We start from the raw sequence: 15,480 nt of genomic DNA on the forward strand, positions 1-15,480 counted from the left end.
GAAGCGCGGCGAATTACAGGTGGGTGCGATTCAGCCCCTTGCCCGAGTATCGGCCCAGACGCCGAAGGGGTCGCGCCAGTCCATGCCCAGGGCCTGGCCCACCGCCGGATGGGTGATCTCGCCCTTCAGTACGTTCAGTCCCCTGGCCAGGTGCGGGTCGGCGCGCAGGGCGTCCAGCCCCCGGTCGGCCAGGGCCAGTCCGAAGGGCAGGGTGGCGTTGTTCAGAGCCTCCGAACTGGTGCGCGGCACGGCGCCGGGCATGTTGCCGACGCAGTAGTGGATCACCTCGTCGACCACATAGGTCGGATCGTCGTGGGTGGTCGGGCGCGAGGTTTCGAAACAACCGCCCTGGTCGATGGCGACGTCGATCAGGACGCTGCCCTTCTTCATCGACGCCAACTGGTCGCGGCGCACCAGGGTCGGGGCCTCGGCCCCCGGCGTCAGGACGGCGCCGATGACCACATCGGCCTTGGGCAGTTCCTCCTCGATGGCGTGCAGGGAGGAATAGCGGGTGATGACCCGCCCGCCGGTCACTTCGTCGATCTGGCGCATCCGGGGAATGGAGCGTTCCAGCACCACCACCTCGGCGCCCAGACCCATGGCCATGCGTGCGGCGTTCAGCCCCACGACCCCGCCGCCCAGCACCAGCACGCGCGCCGGCGCCACGCCCGGCACGCCGCAGAACAGCAGCCCCGAGCCGCCCTTGTGCTTGAGCAGGGTCTCGGCCGCCGAGAAGACGGCGATGCGCCCAGCCACCTCGGACATCGGCGCCAGCAGCGGCAGGCCGCCGTTTCGGTCCGTCACCGTCTCATAGGCCACGGCGGCGCAGCCGGAGGCCAGCAGGGCCTTGGTCTGCTCGGGGTCGGGAGCCAGGTGCAGATAGGTGAAGAGGATGTGGTCTTCGTTCAGCAGGGCGAACTCGGCCGGCTGCAGCTCCTTGACCTTCACGATCATGTCGCTGCCGGCGAAGACCGTCCGGGCGTCCGGCGCGATGCGGGCGCCCGCCTTGACGTAGTCGCCGTCGGCAAAGCCCGCGCCTAAGCCCGCCCCGGTCTCGAGGACCACGGCGTGGCCATGGGCGACGTACTCGCGCACGGCGGCCGGCGTCAGGCCGACGCGATGTTCATTGGTCTTGATTTCTCGGGGGCAGCCGACGCGCATGTTATTTTCAAAGTCCTGGCCCTGGCATAGGGCGCGGGGACGCTAAACAAGCGGCCAGGGTCGCGCCAGTGAAAAATAAAACCCCGCCAGGCGAAGCGCGCGGCGGGGTTCCGGTGGCGTCGATCCTTCCGTGAAGGATCAGTTCTTGGCGTCCCGGGCCGCGCCTTCGACGGCTTGTCCGGCGGCCTGGGTGTCCCTGCCGACGCCCTGGATGGTGTTGCAGGCGGCGGTGGTCAGGGCGGCGGCGGCGACAGCCAGAATGATGAGTTTGCGCATAGGAAGCTCCTGAAGGTTTCGGGCTCGGCACCCGTCCCGGAAACAACGCTACGCTTGAGGGGCGGTTCCGCTGAGACGGAAGGCGGCAACCTCGCGCACCTGGGCGCCGCCGTGCGCCTCCGGCGTGGCGAAGGTCAGTCTGGCGATCAGGCCTCCTTCGGGCGCCGGGACGATCTCGGCCTCGCCGCGCAGCTGTTTGGCGAAGGCGATCATCAGGGTGCGGCCGACCCCGGCCGCAGCGGCGTCGGCCACGCCGGGGCCGTCGTCCTGCACCTCCAGGACGCTGGTGTCGCCCCGGACGCGGAAGCGCACCTGAAGGTCGCCGCCGCGTCCGGCGAAGGCGTGCTTCTGGGCGTTGGAGACGGCCTCGACCACCCACAGGGCCAGGGGCGCCAGCTTGTCGGGGTCGATGACCAGGGGATCGGCTTCGATCGTCGTGGTCACCAGGGGGCCGCGCACCGCCTCGCCGGCGATCAACTGGCCGACCAGTTCGCGAAGGAAGGTCTCGGAGTCGGCCTCGCGGACATGCTCGCTCTGGTAGAGGATGCGATAGATCAGGGCCAGGGCGGCGATCCGCTGGCGCGTGTCCCCCAGGGCCGCGCGGGCGCTGGGGTCGGCCACGGCCCGCTGCTGCATCGACAGCAGGGAGGAGATGATCTGCAGGTTGTTCTTCACCCGGTGATGGATCTCGCGCATCAGCGCGTCCTTCTCGTCGAGGGCTTCCAGAAGGGCCTTGTCGCGCCGGGTGATGTTGTCGCCCAGGACGCCGAGGGTGCGGGCCAGGACGCGGATCTCGGCCGGGGCGTGCTCGGCCTGCACGGGGCGGACCGAGAAGCGGCCTCTCGCATAGATGGCGGCGACCCGTTCCAGATAGCCGAGCCAGCGCACGACGATCCGTTCCGACAGCAGCATCACGGCGGCGAAGGTCGCCAACCAGGCGCCCAGCGGCAGAAGCAGGGTGCCGAACGGATTCAGCCGCGCCCACGACAGCAGGCCGGGCGCGGGCGCGGACAGCAGGACGAAGACGTCGCGCCCCGACAACGGCGCGCCGGCATAGACGTGACGACGGCCGCGCGCGTCCTTCGCCTCGAACAGGGCGGTGTCGCCACGCTCGGCCTGGGCGGCCCAGGCGGCGATCGCCTGGGGATCATCGAGTTGGAAGGCCGCGGGGTCGGTCGCGGTCAGCACCCGGCCGGAAGTATCGATCACCGCGGCCTGGGCTCCGAGCGGCAGGGCGGGGTCGCGGATGTCCGGCTGCAGCGCCGACAACGGCAGGACGGCGGCCATCGCGCCCTGGAAGGCGCCCATGGGACGTTCGGAACGCACCCCTACCAGCAGGGCGTTCGGCTGGCCGGAAGTCCATTCCATGGCCACGCTCTCGCCGCGCCGCAGCCGTTGATACCAGGCCCGTTCGCGCACCTGGGCCGCCGTGGGCGGGCGGGCGTCGCGGGAGGCGCAGACGGGCTCGCCCGTGGGGCTGAAGCGGGCCAGGGCGACGATGCTGTCCATCCGATCGACCAGGGCCGTCAGGCGCGGCTCGCAGTAGAAGCCGACGCCCTCTGGAGCCAGGGCGTGCAACAGCACCACGGTGCTGTCGATATTGTTCTTGGCGTGAGCGGCGCTGCGATCGGCGGCCAGTTGCAGGTCGATGCGTTGTTCAGCCGCCTGGCGGCGAAACCCGGCCTCGGTCTGGATCGCGGCCAGCAGCAGGATCGGCAGCAGGGCGATGGCCATGGCGACGCCGAGGCGGAACCGGATTCCCTGCACGCTGGGTCTTCCGAGCTTTCGCCCCAGAAGCCGGCCGACCCGCAGCACGACTAGCGCCGCCCGGAGCCGCTCAGCCTGTCGGCGTCGGCCAGGATGGAGCGCATCGCGTCCCCGGCGGACTTTCCGTCGCGGGTGTAGCCGCCGCGCTCCAGCGTGGCCTGCAGCGCCTTGCGGGCGCGGGACACCCGGCTCTTCACCGTGCCCACGGCGCACTGGCAGATTTCGGCCGCCTCCTCATAGGCGAAGCCCCCGGCTCCGACGAGGATCAGCGCTTCCCTCTGCTCCTCGGGCAGGGTCTGCAGCGCCTGGCGCAATTCGTCCAGGGCGACGGGCGCCTCGGGATCGTCGACGGCGATCAGGGTGCGCTCGGCGGCTTCCTGGTCCAGTTGGGTCTGGCGCCAGGAGCGCCGCTTTTCCGAATAGAACTGGTTGCGCAGGATCATGAAGGTCCAGGCCTTCATGTTGGTGCCCATCTGATAGCTGGCGCGCGCGTCCCAGGCCTTCATCATGGCTTCCTGGGCCAGGTCGTCGGCCGAGGTCGGATCGCCGGTCAGTGTGCGGGCGAAAGCGCGCAGATGGGGGATCAGGGTGACCAGTTCGGCCTTGAAGGCGCCGTCGTCGGCCGACGGGGGCCGGGATGGAGTGCTGGTCACTGTCCCTCCTTGGAGGACGACGCCTGATCCGCGCGTCTGAGAATCTCGAGGAACTCGTCGGGGACGGGCTCGTTCACGACCTCGTCGAACATGTGGCGCAGCTTCACGCCGATCGCCTGCTGACGCAGGCGAACCTCTTCAAGCCCTCGATCGCGCGACGGTGTCCCGTCGGGGTGAGCGGGGGTGTCCTTGGTGTTGATCATCGAGTTTACGGCTGCCGCCCAAGCCAGTTGAAACGCCTGTAGAAGCGGAAAACGCCGCCTCTTGCATACGGTTCCTAGCCTTCTGCGTTTTTATGCTCAAGCTGGCGAAGGAACTGGGAACCGTGGCGCATTTGATACGTTGAGACCGCTGGTGCGCCGACACGTGCGCGGCGCTGAGATTGTCGGGGAAAGACCGTATGAGCCTTCTGGCCAGACTTGCGCCTCATCTGCCCTATGTTCGTCGTTACGCCCGTGCGTTGACCGGCGACCAGGCCACGGGCGACAACTATGTGCGCGTGGCCCTCGAGGCGCTCGCGGCGGGCGAGCGCCAGCTGCCCACGGACATGACGCCGCGTGTCGCTCTCTATCATGTGTTTCACGCCATCTGGTCGGCCACGGGGGCGCAGCTCGAGGACGGCGCGGCGGTCGAGGGCGACGACGCGGCCCACCGTCTGATGCGGATTTCGCCGCGCTCGCGTCAGGCCTTCCTGCTGACAGCCCTGGAGGGCTTCACCCCGTCCGAGGCCGCCCAAATCCTGGCCGTCGATCCGCGCACGGTCGAACGCCTGATCGCCGAAGCGCAGTCGGACATCGACGCCGAACTGGCGACCGACGTCCTGATCATCGAGGACGAAGCCATCATCTCGGCCGACATCGAAAGCCTGGTGAAGGAGCTGGGCCACCGCGTCACCGGCACCGCCACCACCCACGATGAGGCCGTGGACGCGGTGTCGCGTCACAAGCCGGGTCTGGTGCTGGCCGACATCCAGCTGGCTGACGGCTCTTCCGGCATCGACGCGGTCAAGGACATCCTCAAGCGCTTCGACGTGCCGGTCATCTTCATCACCGCCTTCCCCGAGCGGCTGCTGACCGGCGAACGCCCCGAGCCGACCTTCCTGATCACCAAGCCCTTCCAGCCGGAAACGGTGAAGGCGGCGATCAGCCAGGCGCTCTTCTTCCATCCTTCGCGCCAGAAGCAGGCTGCGTAAGGGCGACCCGACGGGACCGTTTCGAAAGGCCCCGAGCGCCGTCTCGGGGCCTTTTCCGTGTCTGGGCCATTGAGCGAACATCCGGGTTCGCAGGCGATCGCATGTGAACCGATGTCGCTCTAGGTGGCGGGTTCGGCCAGCGCCGCAGCCGGAGCTTCGGCCGAAGCCTCGACCGGCGCGGGTTCGGAGGCGCCGTCCTGACGCGCGAAGCCGCTGTTGCTGACCGCCCACATGCCGATCAGCAGGACGGCGGCGGCTCCGGCCGAGAGCAGCAGGATCATCAGGATTCGCCGCCCGCCGCGGCCCTGGCGGACATACTGCGCCTCGACCGCATGGTGCGTGTTCACGGCGTCGGCGGAATGGGAATGCGGGTCTTGATGGGTCATCGGCTCGCCTCCTTGTCGCGGTTAGAAAACCTGTATGGCGAACGTCGCCGTCGCGCGGCCGTTCCTTCGACGTCGAGGGCGCCAGGAAGTCGGCCGGGTCGGGAACCGAGTTGCGCGCCCGTCGTTATCCGATCGCCGAGGGCTATTCCCCCGGACCGGCCTGACCGTCGGTCTTCGCCCTCGCCTCATTCTCGATGATGCGACTCCTGGCGGATCCTGAACGGGTCCGCCTTCTTTTTTGTCGGCAAGCGGGCTCCGGGACGCCTGATCCGCTTGCTCTGTGAGGAAGAGGCGTCACTATGGGTCTTGAAAGAAAACGCTCAGGGAGACGGAATGATGAGCCTGCGCAACAGACAATGGATCCTGCGTCAGCGGCCGCACGGCCTGATCCAGGACGGCGATCTGGAGCTGGTGGAAAGCCTCGTGCCGGAGTTGAAGGACGGCGAGGTTCTGGTCCGCACCGTCTATCTGTCGATCGACCCGACCAACCGCACCTGGATGAATGATTCCGAGGGCTATCTGCCGCCCGTCGGCCTGGGCGACGTCATGCGCGGCCTGACCCTGGGCGTGGTCGAGCAATCGCGCGGCGAGCGGTTCAGGGAAGGCGACCTGGTCATGCCCCTGTCGGGCGCCTGGGCCGATTACGCCGTCGTGCCCGAGGCCGGGCTGCGGCCGGTCCATCGCGCGCCGGGCCTGCCGCTGACCGCCAACCTGTCCGTGCTGGGGATGACCGGCATGACCGCCTATTTCGGCGTCACCGACGTACTGAAGGCCAAGCCGGGCGAGACCCTGGTCATCTCAGCGGCGGCGGGCGCGGTGGGCTCCATCGCCGGCCAGGTGGCCAAGCAGCGCGGCTGCCGCGTCATCGGCATCGCCGGCGGCGCCGAGAAATGCCGTTGGTTGACCGAGGACCTCGGTTTCGACGGCGCCGTCGACTACAAGAACGAGGACGTCGGCGACGCCTTGGATCGGCTGGCTCCGGACGGGGTCGACCTCAATTTCGAGAACGTCGGCGGCGACATCATGATCGCGGTGTGGAACCGGCTGAAGGTGCACGGCCGCATGGCCGTCTGCGGCCTGATCTCGGCCTATAACGCCACGCGGATGCCGCTCTCGCCCAACTTCGCACGCATCATCACCCACCGTCTGGACGTGAAGGGCTTCCTGGTCCTCGACTACGCCCATCGGGCCAAGGAGATGGTCGCCGAGATGGGGCCGTGGCTGGCGGACGGGAAGATTCACTGGAAGGTCCATGTCGACGACGGCCTGGAAGGCGCGGTCGGCTCGCTGAACCGCTTGTTCACGGGCGACCATGACGGCAAGCTGATGGTTCGGGTGTCGGAAGAACCGGCCGCCTGACCGAGGGAAGACCGCGCATGACCGAGCCGCTGCACATCCATTTCGAGGATCTCGAGATCGGCCAGGTCATCCCCCTGGGAGCTTGCGCGGTGGATGCGGCGGCGCTGGACCTGTTCGCGGAACGCTTCCTGCCGGGGTGGGACGTGGCCTATGGCGCGCCCGAGGCCATGGTCTACGCCCTGTGGAGTCGTCTGGCCGCCGACCGCACCAGCGGCTGGGCGGGCGCCAAGACCCTGGCGGTCGACGGCCTTCGCTTCCTGCGCAGCCCTCCGGCGGGCGAACTGCTGCGCGGTCGCCTGACCATCATGGGCAAGGATCCGGTCGGCGACGAGAAGGGCGTCGTCATCGCCCAGCAGGACCTGCTGGACGAGGCGGGTCGCCTGGTCTTCTCCTGCCTGACCCGCGCCTTGGTCGCACGCCGCTAGAATCCTTCTCCCCTTGCGGGAGAAGGTGGACGGCGAAGCCGGACGGATGAGGGGTTTCGCGCCCCTGACCGTCAGCCGGCGTCAAACTTCGGAGAGACCCCTCATCCGGCCCTGGCGGGCCACCTTCTCCCACAAGGGGAGAAGAATAAGAAAAACGCCCCGCCAGTGTCCTGACGGGGCGTTTGATCTTTTGGACTTCTAGCGGCCTCAAGCAGCGCGAAAGCGCGTTAGGCCCTCGAAAGAGCCCTCACGCCGCGCGAACGCGCGTTAGGCTCCTCAAAAAAAATCAGGCGTTCGCGGCGACCGGCTGCTGCTTGGCGGCGCGGGTCAGGGCCATGGCGATCAGGCGATCCCAGCCCAGCAGCGACACCAGGTGGGCGTAGATCTGGCCCAGGGCGCCGTTGTCGCGCAGTTCGGCCAGCTTCTCGGCCGGCAGGGCCTTCAGCTTGTCTTCCGAGACGGCGAAATATTCGGCGATCTTCTGCGGCGTTCCGGCCGAACCGTCGGCGTTGCGCGGGGTGTAGTTGGCCTCGCGCACCTCGAACAGGTCCAGTTCCTTCAGCAGGGCGACGAAGGACTCGCTGCGCACGCGCTCCTGCTCGAAGTTGTTGCAGAACTCCATACCGAAGTTGACGTAGCCGCTGGGCTGGCCGTTCTCGAACAGGGGGGTCTCGCCGCCTTCGACCACGAAGGGCGCGGCGCGGTCGATGCACAGCACCAGACGCTTCTGCTCGTCGTCATTGGCGAAGACGAAGGGATAGCGGCGGACGTAGGCCGGGATGTAGGCGTCGGGGCGGAAGTCGCCGTCCTCGATGAACAGGTTCTCGGCGGCGTTCAGGCCCATGGCGGCGACCGGCTGCTTGGCGTCGCCGACGAAGATGACCGGATAGGACAGGGCGGCCGGGGCGAACTCGGTCACCGTCAGCGGCACCACATTGGTCTGGGCGACGAAGGCGTAGGGCTTGTCCGCCGGGGTCACGCCCAGCTTGCCGTGGGCCTCGGCCGACAGCGGCTCGGGCTGGGAATAGAACAGGACGTTGCCCGACAGGGGGCTGTTCGCTTGGGTCGCGTCGGTCATGAAAAAGGATCTTCTGAACAGAAAGGTCGGTTCTTCTAGCCTATGGTCGGAGCCTCCGCAAACGCCGCTGTTTGGCCACATTGCGTCAGCGGTCGGCGGCGTCGCGCGCGGGTGCGACCGTGGATGCGGTTGCAGCGGCGGTCATGACCTCCTAGCTGTAGGCCATGGGTCTGGCCTGCGATCACGAACACGCTGAACACCATCTCGGCGCCGCCGAGGTGGACCGCGCCCTGGCCGCCGTCGAGGCGCGCTGCGCCGCCGACGGCGAGCGCATGACCGCCCCGCGCCGCCGGGTGCTGGAGCTGCTGCTGACGGCGGGCGAGCCGGTGAAGGCCTATGACCTGATCGCCCGCTACGGCCTGGACGGCCAGGCGGCCAAGCCCCCGACCGTCTATCGCGCGCTCGACTTTCTGGAGCGCCGAGGCCTGGCGCACCGCATCGCCTCCATCAGCGCCTATGTCGCCTGCACCGCCGACGCCCTGGGCGAGGACAAGGGGCACGCGGCCGCCTTCCTGATCTGCGATTGCTGCGGCGCCGCCGAAGAGGTGGCGGTTCAGGGCGGCGACGCCTTCGCCCGCGCCGCCGCCGGCGCCGGCTACGCCATCGAACGCACCACCATAGAAGGGCATGGCCGCTGCCCGGCCTGTCGCGTGGCGGCCTGAACCTGATGGACGCCCTGGCCCTGTCGGCGCCGCGCCGGATCAGCGTCCCCATCGACAACCGCTGGGGCGCGGGCCAGATGGCGGTGCTCGACTTCGGCGATCCCGAGCGACCGGTCGATCTGGTCTTCGTCCACGCCAACGGTTTCAACGCCCGCACCTACCGCACCCTGTTGCAGCCTCTGTCCAGCGCCCTGCGCATCTGGGCGCCTGACCTGCGCGGCCATGGGGCGACGCGTCTGCCCGCCCAGCCCGAAGGCCATCGCAGCTGGAAGGATCACCGCGACGACCTGATCGCCCTGCTGGAGGCGACCGGCGGCCCGCCCGTGGCCCTGGCCGGCCACTCCATCGGCGGGACCAGCGGCCTGTTGGCCGCCGCCGAGCGGCCGGATCGAGTGTCGCGCCTGCTGCTGCTCGACCCTGTGATCTGGCCGCGCCCCATGGTGATGGCGCTGAATCTGCCGCTGGCCGGACGGCTGTCGCGACGCTTTCCGATCGTCTCGCGCACCCTGAAACGCCGCGCCGTTTTCGACAGCCGGGAGCAGGCCCTGGCCGCCTATCGGGGGCGGGGCGCCTTCAAGGGTTGGCCGGATCTGATGCTGGCCGACTATCTGGCCGACGGCCTGATCGAGACCGACAAGGGGTTGGAACTGGCCTGCAGCCCGGCGTGGGAGGCCTCGAACTACGCCGCCCAGGCGCACGACCCCTGGCGCGCCCTGGCCCGCTATCCAGGTGCGGTGCGCATCCTCAAGGGCGAGACCGGCAGCCTGTGCGCGGTCCGGCCCGGCGGGCGTCGGCCCGATTTGCAGGTCGAGACGGTGGCGGGCGGCGGCCATCTGTTCCCCATGACCCACACAGAGATCACCCGCGACGCCCTGTTCGACCTGGCGGTCTGACGGTCTGACCCTGCGCCGGGACGTCTCCGTCGCGCCTAGAAGCAGTATGGAACCGGCTGGGAGGGAGGATCGTCATGACCTCAGAACTGACGGTGCGCCACGCGACGGCGACGGACGCCGGGCGCATCCACGCCCTGATGCGCGCTCTGGCGGAACATGAGGAACTGACGCCCTATCTCGCCGCCACGCCGAACAGTCTGGCGCAGGCGTTGTCGGCCCAGCCGCCGCGCGCCGCCTTCATTCTGGCTGAGATCGCGGGGCGGGCGGTGGGTTTCGTCTCCTGGACGCGGGTCTACGGCATCTGGCGGGGTGGAGACTACCTCAACCTCGACGACCTGTTCGTGGCCGAAGAGGCGCGCGGCGCCGGCGTAGGCGAGGCGCTGATGCGGGCGTTCGCGGCCGAGGCTGCGGGCGAGGGGCTGAGCGGCCGCTGGGAGGTTCGCGCGGACAATCACGGCGCGCGGCGCTTCTACGCCCGCCTCGGCGCCGAGCAGGAAGAGAAGGTCGTGGTGCGCTGGTCGGCCCAGGCCATGAAGACGAGGCCCTAGCCTCAGGGGTTGTCGTCGGGCGGTTCGATGCTAGTCCTGACGGACGATGACGTCGTCCGCCGCCCCTTCCCAACTGCCGCGCATCCTGCTGGGCGTCGTGATCGGCGCCGTGCTGGGTCTGCTGATGCTGGGGGTGGCGCTGGCCGCCTGGTGGCTGGCTGTGGCGCGTCATACGCCGCAGCCGATCGTCGCGCCCGAGGGGGTCGAGGCGCGTCTGGAAACGGCGGCCGGGCCCGCCGCCTTCGGCCTTGCCCCCGTCTATGTTCACGGCGCCTCCAGCGGCGCCGACTGGCTGGCGCAGATCGCCCCCGAGTTGGAATCTCAGGGGTATGACCTCCGTCCGACGCCGCCCGACGATCCCGTGCTGGCGCGCGAGATCGAGCGCCTGGCTCGCCGGTGGGCCGAGCCGCCGCGTCGTCCCCTGCTGATTTGGCGAGGGCCGACCGGCTTGGTGCTGTGCCGGTGCGATCATCCCCGCGCGCGGGCGCAGGCGCGTCAGTTGCTTGCGGCCGCAGCCTCGCTTGATGGAGCGCCGACGTTGACGCCTCCGGCCGTCGCCTCGCGCCGCGCCGCCGAACCGGCGGGCCCGGCCTATCCGCGTCTCGGGCCGCCGCCGGCCAAGACCGTTGCGCCCTCCGCGCCGCCTGCAGCCCCGGCGCGAGCTGCGCCTCCGGCCCCCGCCTTGCCGGGCGATCCGGCGCCGAGAGCCAAGGCGCCGCCCTCGCCGGGCCGATCCTCGCCCGCTCGCCCGGCCTCGCCCCGGCGCACGGATCCGCCCGAGGCCCGGCGCGACGCCGACAGCCTGTTCTTCTGATGGCCTAATCCAGCCGGGCGCAGGCGTGGATCAGCCGCGCCACGTCGTCCTCGCTCTGATACAGGCTGAAGCCGAAGCGGATCACGTCGTCGCGCACGTCGGCGATGACGTTCATCTCCTGCAGGGCCGCCTTCCAGCGCGGGGCGTCGGCGTGACGCAGCGCCAGGAAGCGGGCGCGCGGCGCCGCTCCCTCGACCGGGTTCAGGATCTCGGCCTTGTTCAACGCCCCGGCGTCTCCGCCCTGGATCGCCTTCTGGAACCGGGTCTGAAGGCCGCGTGCGTGGTCGGCGATCATCGCCGTGGTCAGGCCGTGCTGGTCCAGCATCCGGCGCACGGCGTTGAAGCGGTAAAGAGCGCTGGCGTCGAAGGTGGCCCCCCAGAAGCGGCCGCCGTCGGTGCGGTACTGGACGCCGCCGGGCGGGCCTTCCAGATGACCGAACTCGGCGAACCAGCCGGTCACGACCGGGCGCGGGCCGAAGCCGGGCGGAGCGTGCAGGAAGCAGGCGCCTTCGCCCGCCATGGCGTATTTATAGCCGCCGGCCAGATAGAAGACCCGATCCGCCACGGCCGACAGGTCCGTCGGCGTCGCCATGAAGCCGTGGTAGCCGTCCACCACCACCCACGGTCCCGCCGGATCGGCCAGCTTCGCCAGCTCGCCGATTCGCTCGAACAGGCCGCCGGTGCGGAAGAAGACCTGGCTGACGAAGATCAGGTCATGACCGCCCGCCCTGGCCGCGGCGACGAAGCGGTCGGCGAAGGTCTCGAACGGCGCCAGAGGCACGCGGGTGACGATCGCCTGTCCCGCCTCCTCCCAGCGTTCCGACTGGCGGCGGAAGGAGTGGAACTCGCCGTCGGTGGCCAGGATGCGCACGGGCGCCCTGTCGACCGCCGAGACGATGCGCAGCAGGATTTCATGCGTATTGGGCGCGAAGATCAGGCTGTCGGGGGAGGGCAGGCCCAGCTCTCCGGCTACATGGCCCTGAGCCTCGGGAATGACGTCGCCGAACACCAGGTCCCATTTTCGGTCGGCGAAGCGGTTGGCCTCGGCCCAGGCCTGAACCTGGCCGTCGAAGCTGGCGTCGGGCCACAGGTGGTGGCTGTGGGCGGCGAAATGCAGGCGTTCCGGATCAAGGCCGAGCGCGCGCGAGAACAGGAGCTTGTAGTTCATGGCCGCACGCTAACCTGCGTGGCAGGCGGCGTCACCGGCCAAAGAAAAAGGCGGGCCGCTTTCGCGAACCCGCCTCATTATCCTTAGATCAAACTACCATGGCAGTGCTTGAACTTGCGGCCCGAGCCGCAGGGGCAGTCGGCGTTGCGGCTGGTGCGCTCCCAGCCGATGGGCAGGGCTTCGACCGGCAGTTTGGAGCGGTCGTCGCCCGTCAGCTGGCCTTCGGGATTCTGAGCCATCGGGTTCAGCATCTCGTTCTCGCCGGTGCCGGGGTTCAGGTGGATTTCCTGGAACTCGGGCATCTCCATCGGCGGGGGCGCCTGGAACTGGAACTCGACCGTCATCAACCAGCGCGTGACGTTGTGGCGCAGGTCGTGCAGCAGCGTCTCGAACAGGTTGAAGGCCTCGGTCTTGTATTCGTTCAGCGGGTCGCGCTGGCCGTAGCCGCGCAGGCCGATGACGCCGCGCAGGTGGTCCAGGTGAACCAGGTGCTCGCGCCACTGCATGTCGATCATCTGCAGCATGAACTGCTTTTCCAGACCGCGCGTCTGGTCGGCGCCGATCAGTTCCAGACGCTCGGCGGCGCGGGCGTCGGCGGCGGCGAGGATGCGTTCCTCGATCTCCTCGTTGGAGACGCCTTCCTCCGCGGCCCAGTCATGCAGGGGCAGTTCGAGGCCGAGGGTGGACTTCACCCGCTCGTCCAGGCCGTTGATGTCCCACTGCTCGGCATAGGCCTTGGGCGGCATGTAGCGTTCGACCAGATCGTTGATCGCGTCGTTGCGGAAGTCGGCGACCAGTTCCGACAGATCCTCGGAGTCCATGAACTCCTGGCGCTGTTCGAACACGGCCTTGCGCTGATCGTTCACGACGTCGTCGTACTTCAGCACGTTCTTGCGCATGTCGTAGTTGCGGGCCTCGACGCGCTTCTGGGCGGTCTCGACGGCGCGGTTCAGCCAGGGGTGGCTGATGGCCTCGCCCTCGGCCACGCCGAAGGACTTCATGATGCTGTCCAGACGGTCGCCGGCGAAGATGCGCAGCAGGTCGTCTTCGCACGACAGGTAGAATTTCGAGGTGCCGGGGTCGCCCTGACGGCCGGTGCGGCCGCGCAGCTGGTTGTCGATACGGCGGCTTTCGTGGCGTTCGGTGCCCAGGACGAACAGGCCGCCGACGGACATGGCCTTCGCCTTGGCGGCGGCGATCTCGGCCTTGAATTCCTCTTCCTTGGCGGCGAGGGCTTCGGGCGTCACCTCGACGGCCATGTTGCGCTGTTCCTGGGTCCAGCGCTGGACGCGCATCTCCAGGTTGCCGCCCAGCTGGATGTCGGTGCCGCGGCCCGCCATGTTGGTGGCGATGGTCACCGCGTGCGGCAGACCCGCCTCGGCGACGATGTAGGCTTCCTGCTCGTGCTGACGCGCGTTCAGCACATTGTGCGGAATGCCGCGGCCGGTGACGTATTCCACGTCATAGGCCAGGTCGCCGGCCTTCTGGGCGTCCTTTTCGCGGCCCTCGTATTCGGGCTTCACCTTGCGCGAGACCTCGACCTGATAGTCGTAGTCCTTCAGCAGGTCGGACAGTTCCTCGGACTTCTCGATCGACACCGTGCCGACCAGGATCGGCTGGCCGCGCACGTAGCAGTCGGCGATCTGGGCGGCGATGGCGCGATTCTTCTCGGCGAAGGTGCGATAGACCTCGTCGTCGTAGTCCTTGCGCTGGATCGGGCGGTTGGTCGGCACTTCCAGGACGTCCATCTTGTAGATGTCGAGGAATTCCTGGGCCTCGGTCGCGGCGGTGCCGGTCATGCCGGACAGCTTTTCGTAGAGGCGGAAGTAGTTCTGGATGGTCACCGAGGCCAGGGTCTGGTTCTCGGGCAGGATCTTGACGTCCTCCTTGGCCTCGATGGCCTGGTGCAGACCTTCGGACAGGCGACGGCCGGACATCATGCGGCCGGTGAATTCGTCGATCAGGACGATCTCGCCGTCCTTGATGATGTAGTCCTTGTCGCGCTGATACAGGGTGTTGGCGCGCAGGGCCTGGTTGACGTGGTGGACCAGGCTGACGTTGGCCGGGTCGTACAGGTCGACGGTGTCCTCGGCGAAGTGGCCGCCCTGTTCGAGCATCTGCTCCATGCGTTCCGAGCCCAGCTCGGTCAGCAGGGCCTGGCGCTGCTTTTCGTCGAGGTCGAAGGTCGCCTTGTCCTTGACCAGCTCCTTCACCAGGGCGTCGACGATCTTGTAGAGGTCCGACCGGTCCTCGGTCGGGCCCGAGATGATCAGCGGCGTGCGCGCCTCGTCGATCAGGATGGAGTCGACTTCGTCGACGATGGCGAAGTGGTGGCCGCGCTGCACCATCTCGCGACGGTCGTAGACCAGGTTGTCGCGCAGATAGTCGAAGCCGAATTCGTTGTTGGTGCCGTAGGTGATGTCGGCCTGATAGGCCATCTGGCGCTGGCCCTGCGACAGGCCGTTGACGATGACGCCGACCTCCAGGCCCAGGAAGCGATAGACCTTGCCCATGGTGTCCGCGTCGCGGCGGGCCAGGTAGTCGTTGACGGTGACGACATGGACGCCCTTGCCGGCCAGGGCGTTCAGATAGACCGGAGCCACGGCCACCAGGGTCTTGCCTTCGCCGGTCCGCATCTCGGCGATGCCGCCCTCGTGCAGGATCATGCCGCCGGCCATCTGCACGTCATACTGACGCTGGCCCAGAACGCGCTTGGAGGCTTCGCGCACGACGGCGAAGGCCTCGTTCTGCAGCTTGTCGAGGCTTTCGCCGCCCTCGACGCGGTCCCGGAAGGTCTGCGTCATCATGCGCAGTTCATCGTCCGAGAAGGCCTCGAACTTGGATTCAAGGGCGTTGATCTTCTGGACCTGGGCCTGGAAGGCCTTGACCTTGCGGTCGTTGGAGGAACCGAGAAGTTTCTTGGCGAAGCCGAGCATGGGCGATCCGGGTCAGGCGGTCGAGCGGCTGAAGGCTCTGAGAAAGACAGGTTTCGCCCGGTCGGGAGGCCGCGATCACGCCGACCCCAGGCCTTCCCTGCAGTCAGGGCGCGCGAAGGGCCGCGCATACGATCGAAAATCCCTCGACTTGGGCGCAGGCGG

The 15,480-nt window shown here is 68.5% G+C and carries 16 protein-coding genes; 7 read left to right on the forward strand and 9 right to left on the reverse strand.

Translation table 11 applies throughout. The features are described from left to right. Positions 1-30 precede the first annotated feature (30 nt). The 5 genes from ald to nepR all read right to left on the reverse strand — a co-directional run bounded on the left by ald (position 31) and on the right by nepR (position 4,060). Positions 31-1,161: an alanine dehydrogenase gene (gene ald / locus ACWIDZ_RS13595; RefSeq protein WP_453989853.1), complete on the reverse strand. Its 1,131-nt coding sequence runs from the start codon at positions 1,159-1,161 to the stop codon at positions 31-33. A 138-nt stretch (positions 1,162-1,299) separates the two neighbouring features. Continuing rightward, a complete protein-coding gene (locus ACWIDZ_RS13600; protein ID WP_003169829.1) occupies positions 1,300-1,437 on the reverse strand; it encodes an entericidin A/B family lipoprotein in 138 nt (45 codons plus the stop codon). 48 nt (positions 1,438-1,485) lie between these two features. Beyond that, a complete protein-coding gene (gene phyK / locus ACWIDZ_RS13605; RefSeq protein ID WP_343831622.1) occupies positions 1,486-3,171 on the reverse strand; it encodes a sensor histidine kinase PhyK in 1,686 nt (561 codons plus the stop codon). An 83-nt stretch (positions 3,172-3,254) separates the two neighbouring features. After that, positions 3,255-3,857 carry a sigma-70 family RNA polymerase sigma factor gene (locus ACWIDZ_RS13610; RefSeq protein ID WP_312219402.1) on the reverse strand — a complete coding sequence of 201 codons (603 nt, stop codon included), beginning with the start codon at positions 3,855-3,857 and terminating at the stop codon, positions 3,255-3,257. Continuing rightward, positions 3,854-4,060, reverse strand: coding sequence for an anti-sigma T factor NepR (gene nepR / locus ACWIDZ_RS13615; RefSeq protein WP_291778589.1), 207 nt, complete (start codon positions 4,058-4,060; stop codon positions 3,854-3,856). The genes ACWIDZ_RS13610 and nepR overlap by 4 nt, the downstream gene beginning before the upstream one ends. A gap of 197 nt (positions 4,061-4,257) precedes the next feature. On the opposite strand from nepR, the gene phyR reads away from it, so the two are divergent. Further along, positions 4,258-5,049 carry an anti-anti sigma factor/receiver protein PhyR gene (gene phyR, locus ACWIDZ_RS13620; RefSeq protein WP_291778592.1) on the forward strand — a complete coding sequence of 264 codons (792 nt, stop codon included), beginning with the start codon at positions 4,258-4,260 and terminating at the stop codon, positions 5,047-5,049. A gap of 119 nt (positions 5,050-5,168) precedes the next feature. On the opposite strand, the gene ACWIDZ_RS13625 is transcribed toward phyR, so the two are convergent. Next, positions 5,169-5,435 (reverse strand): hypothetical protein, encoded by a 267-nt coding sequence (locus ACWIDZ_RS13625; protein WP_291778595.1) that lies wholly within the window; start codon positions 5,433-5,435, stop codon positions 5,169-5,171. 336 nt (positions 5,436-5,771) lie between these two features. Between ACWIDZ_RS13625 and ACWIDZ_RS13630 the strand changes: the two genes are divergently transcribed. Continuing rightward, a complete protein-coding gene (locus ACWIDZ_RS13630; RefSeq protein ID WP_453989850.1) occupies positions 5,772-6,794 on the forward strand; it encodes an NADP-dependent oxidoreductase in 1,023 nt (340 codons plus the stop codon). A 17-nt stretch (positions 6,795-6,811) separates the two neighbouring features. Beyond that, positions 6,812-7,219, forward strand: a complete 408-nt coding sequence (locus ACWIDZ_RS13635) for a MaoC family dehydratase (protein ID WP_291778600.1) — start codon at positions 6,812-6,814, stop codon at positions 7,217-7,219. A 286-nt stretch (positions 7,220-7,505) separates the two neighbouring features. Here the strand turns inward: ACWIDZ_RS13635 and ACWIDZ_RS13640 are convergent, their stop codons facing one another. Next, positions 7,506-8,297 (reverse strand): SapC family protein, encoded by a 792-nt coding sequence (locus ACWIDZ_RS13640; protein ID WP_291778603.1) that lies wholly within the window; start codon positions 8,295-8,297, stop codon positions 7,506-7,508. A gap of 164 nt (positions 8,298-8,461) precedes the next feature. Here ACWIDZ_RS13640 and ACWIDZ_RS13645 point away from each other — a divergent pair, with 164 nt between their 5' ends. The 4 genes from ACWIDZ_RS13645 (at position 8,462) to ACWIDZ_RS13660 (ending at position 11,214) form a co-directional block, all read left to right on the forward strand. Further along, the gene (locus ACWIDZ_RS13645) at positions 8,462-8,959 is read left to right on the forward strand and encodes a Fur family transcriptional regulator (RefSeq protein WP_291778606.1); all 498 of its coding nucleotides are present in this window, start codon (positions 8,462-8,464) and stop codon (positions 8,957-8,959) included. A 5-nt stretch (positions 8,960-8,964) separates the two neighbouring features. Next, a complete protein-coding gene (locus ACWIDZ_RS13650; RefSeq protein ID WP_453989847.1) occupies positions 8,965-9,852 on the forward strand; it encodes an alpha/beta hydrolase in 888 nt (295 codons plus the stop codon). A gap of 74 nt (positions 9,853-9,926) precedes the next feature. Continuing rightward, positions 9,927-10,400, forward strand: coding sequence for an N-acetyltransferase family protein (locus ACWIDZ_RS13655; protein ID WP_453989845.1), 474 nt, complete (start codon positions 9,927-9,929; stop codon positions 10,398-10,400). 46 nt (positions 10,401-10,446) lie between these two features. After that, complete coding sequence (locus ACWIDZ_RS13660) at positions 10,447-11,214, forward strand: hypothetical protein (RefSeq protein WP_453989843.1); 768 nt, start codon at positions 10,447-10,449, stop codon at positions 11,212-11,214. A 4-nt stretch (positions 11,215-11,218) separates the two neighbouring features. On the opposite strand, the gene ACWIDZ_RS13665 is transcribed toward ACWIDZ_RS13660, so the two are convergent. Both ACWIDZ_RS13665 and secA read right to left on the reverse strand, forming a co-directional pair. Continuing rightward, complete coding sequence (locus ACWIDZ_RS13665) at positions 11,219-12,382, reverse strand: kynureninase/PvdN C-terminal domain-containing protein (RefSeq protein ID WP_453989841.1); 1,164 nt, start codon at positions 12,380-12,382, stop codon at positions 11,219-11,221. A gap of 83 nt (positions 12,383-12,465) precedes the next feature. After that, the gene (gene secA, locus ACWIDZ_RS13670) at positions 12,466-15,318 is read right to left on the reverse strand and encodes a preprotein translocase subunit SecA (protein WP_338577738.1); all 2,853 of its coding nucleotides are present in this window, start codon (positions 15,316-15,318) and stop codon (positions 12,466-12,468) included. Positions 15,319-15,480 lie beyond the last annotated feature (162 nt).

This window comes from Brevundimonas sp. NPDC055311 (genome assembly GCF_053645695.1).

What these genes read in the sequence shown, in the direction of transcription:
- ACWIDZ_RS13625 (WP_291778595.1), bottom strand. Translation starts at nt 5,435, where the DNA reads ATGACCCATCAAGACCCGCATTCCCATTCCGCCGACGCCGTGAACACG.
- nepR (WP_291778589.1), bottom strand. Translation starts at nt 4,060, where the DNA reads ATGATCAACACCAAGGACACCCCCGCTCACCCCGACGGGACACCGTCG.
- ACWIDZ_RS13660 (WP_453989843.1), top strand. Translation starts at nt 10,447, where the DNA reads ATGACGTCGTCCGCCGCCCCTTCCCAACTGCCGCGCATCCTGCTGGGC.
- ACWIDZ_RS13600 (WP_003169829.1), bottom strand. Translation starts at nt 1,437, where the DNA reads ATGCGCAAACTCATCATTCTGGCTGTCGCCGCCGCCGCCCTGACCACC.
- ACWIDZ_RS13650 (WP_453989847.1), top strand. Translation starts at nt 8,965, where the DNA reads ATGGACGCCCTGGCCCTGTCGGCGCCGCGCCGGATCAGCGTCCCCATC.
- ald (WP_453989853.1), bottom strand. Translation starts at nt 1,161, where the DNA reads ATGCGCGTCGGCTGCCCCCGAGAAATCAAGACCAATGAACATCGCGTC.
- ACWIDZ_RS13630 (WP_453989850.1), top strand. Translation starts at nt 5,772, where the DNA reads ATGAGCCTGCGCAACAGACAATGGATCCTGCGTCAGCGGCCGCACGGC.
- ACWIDZ_RS13655 (WP_453989845.1), top strand. Translation starts at nt 9,927, where the DNA reads ATGACCTCAGAACTGACGGTGCGCCACGCGACGGCGACGGACGCCGGG.
- ACWIDZ_RS13645 (WP_291778606.1), top strand. Translation starts at nt 8,462, where the DNA reads ATGGGTCTGGCCTGCGATCACGAACACGCTGAACACCATCTCGGCGCC.
- ACWIDZ_RS13640 (WP_291778603.1), bottom strand. Translation starts at nt 8,297, where the DNA reads ATGACCGACGCGACCCAAGCGAACAGCCCCCTGTCGGGCAACGTCCTG.
- phyR (WP_291778592.1), top strand. Translation starts at nt 4,258, where the DNA reads ATGAGCCTTCTGGCCAGACTTGCGCCTCATCTGCCCTATGTTCGTCGT.
- secA (WP_338577738.1), bottom strand. Translation starts at nt 15,318, where the DNA reads ATGCTCGGCTTCGCCAAGAAACTTCTCGGTTCCTCCAACGACCGCAAG.
- ACWIDZ_RS13665 (WP_453989841.1), bottom strand. Translation starts at nt 12,382, where the DNA reads ATGAACTACAAGCTCCTGTTCTCGCGCGCGCTCGGCCTTGATCCGGAA.
- phyK (WP_343831622.1), bottom strand. Translation starts at nt 3,171, where the DNA reads ATGGCCATCGCCCTGCTGCCGATCCTGCTGCTGGCCGCGATCCAGACC.
- ACWIDZ_RS13635 (WP_291778600.1), top strand. Translation starts at nt 6,812, where the DNA reads ATGACCGAGCCGCTGCACATCCATTTCGAGGATCTCGAGATCGGCCAG.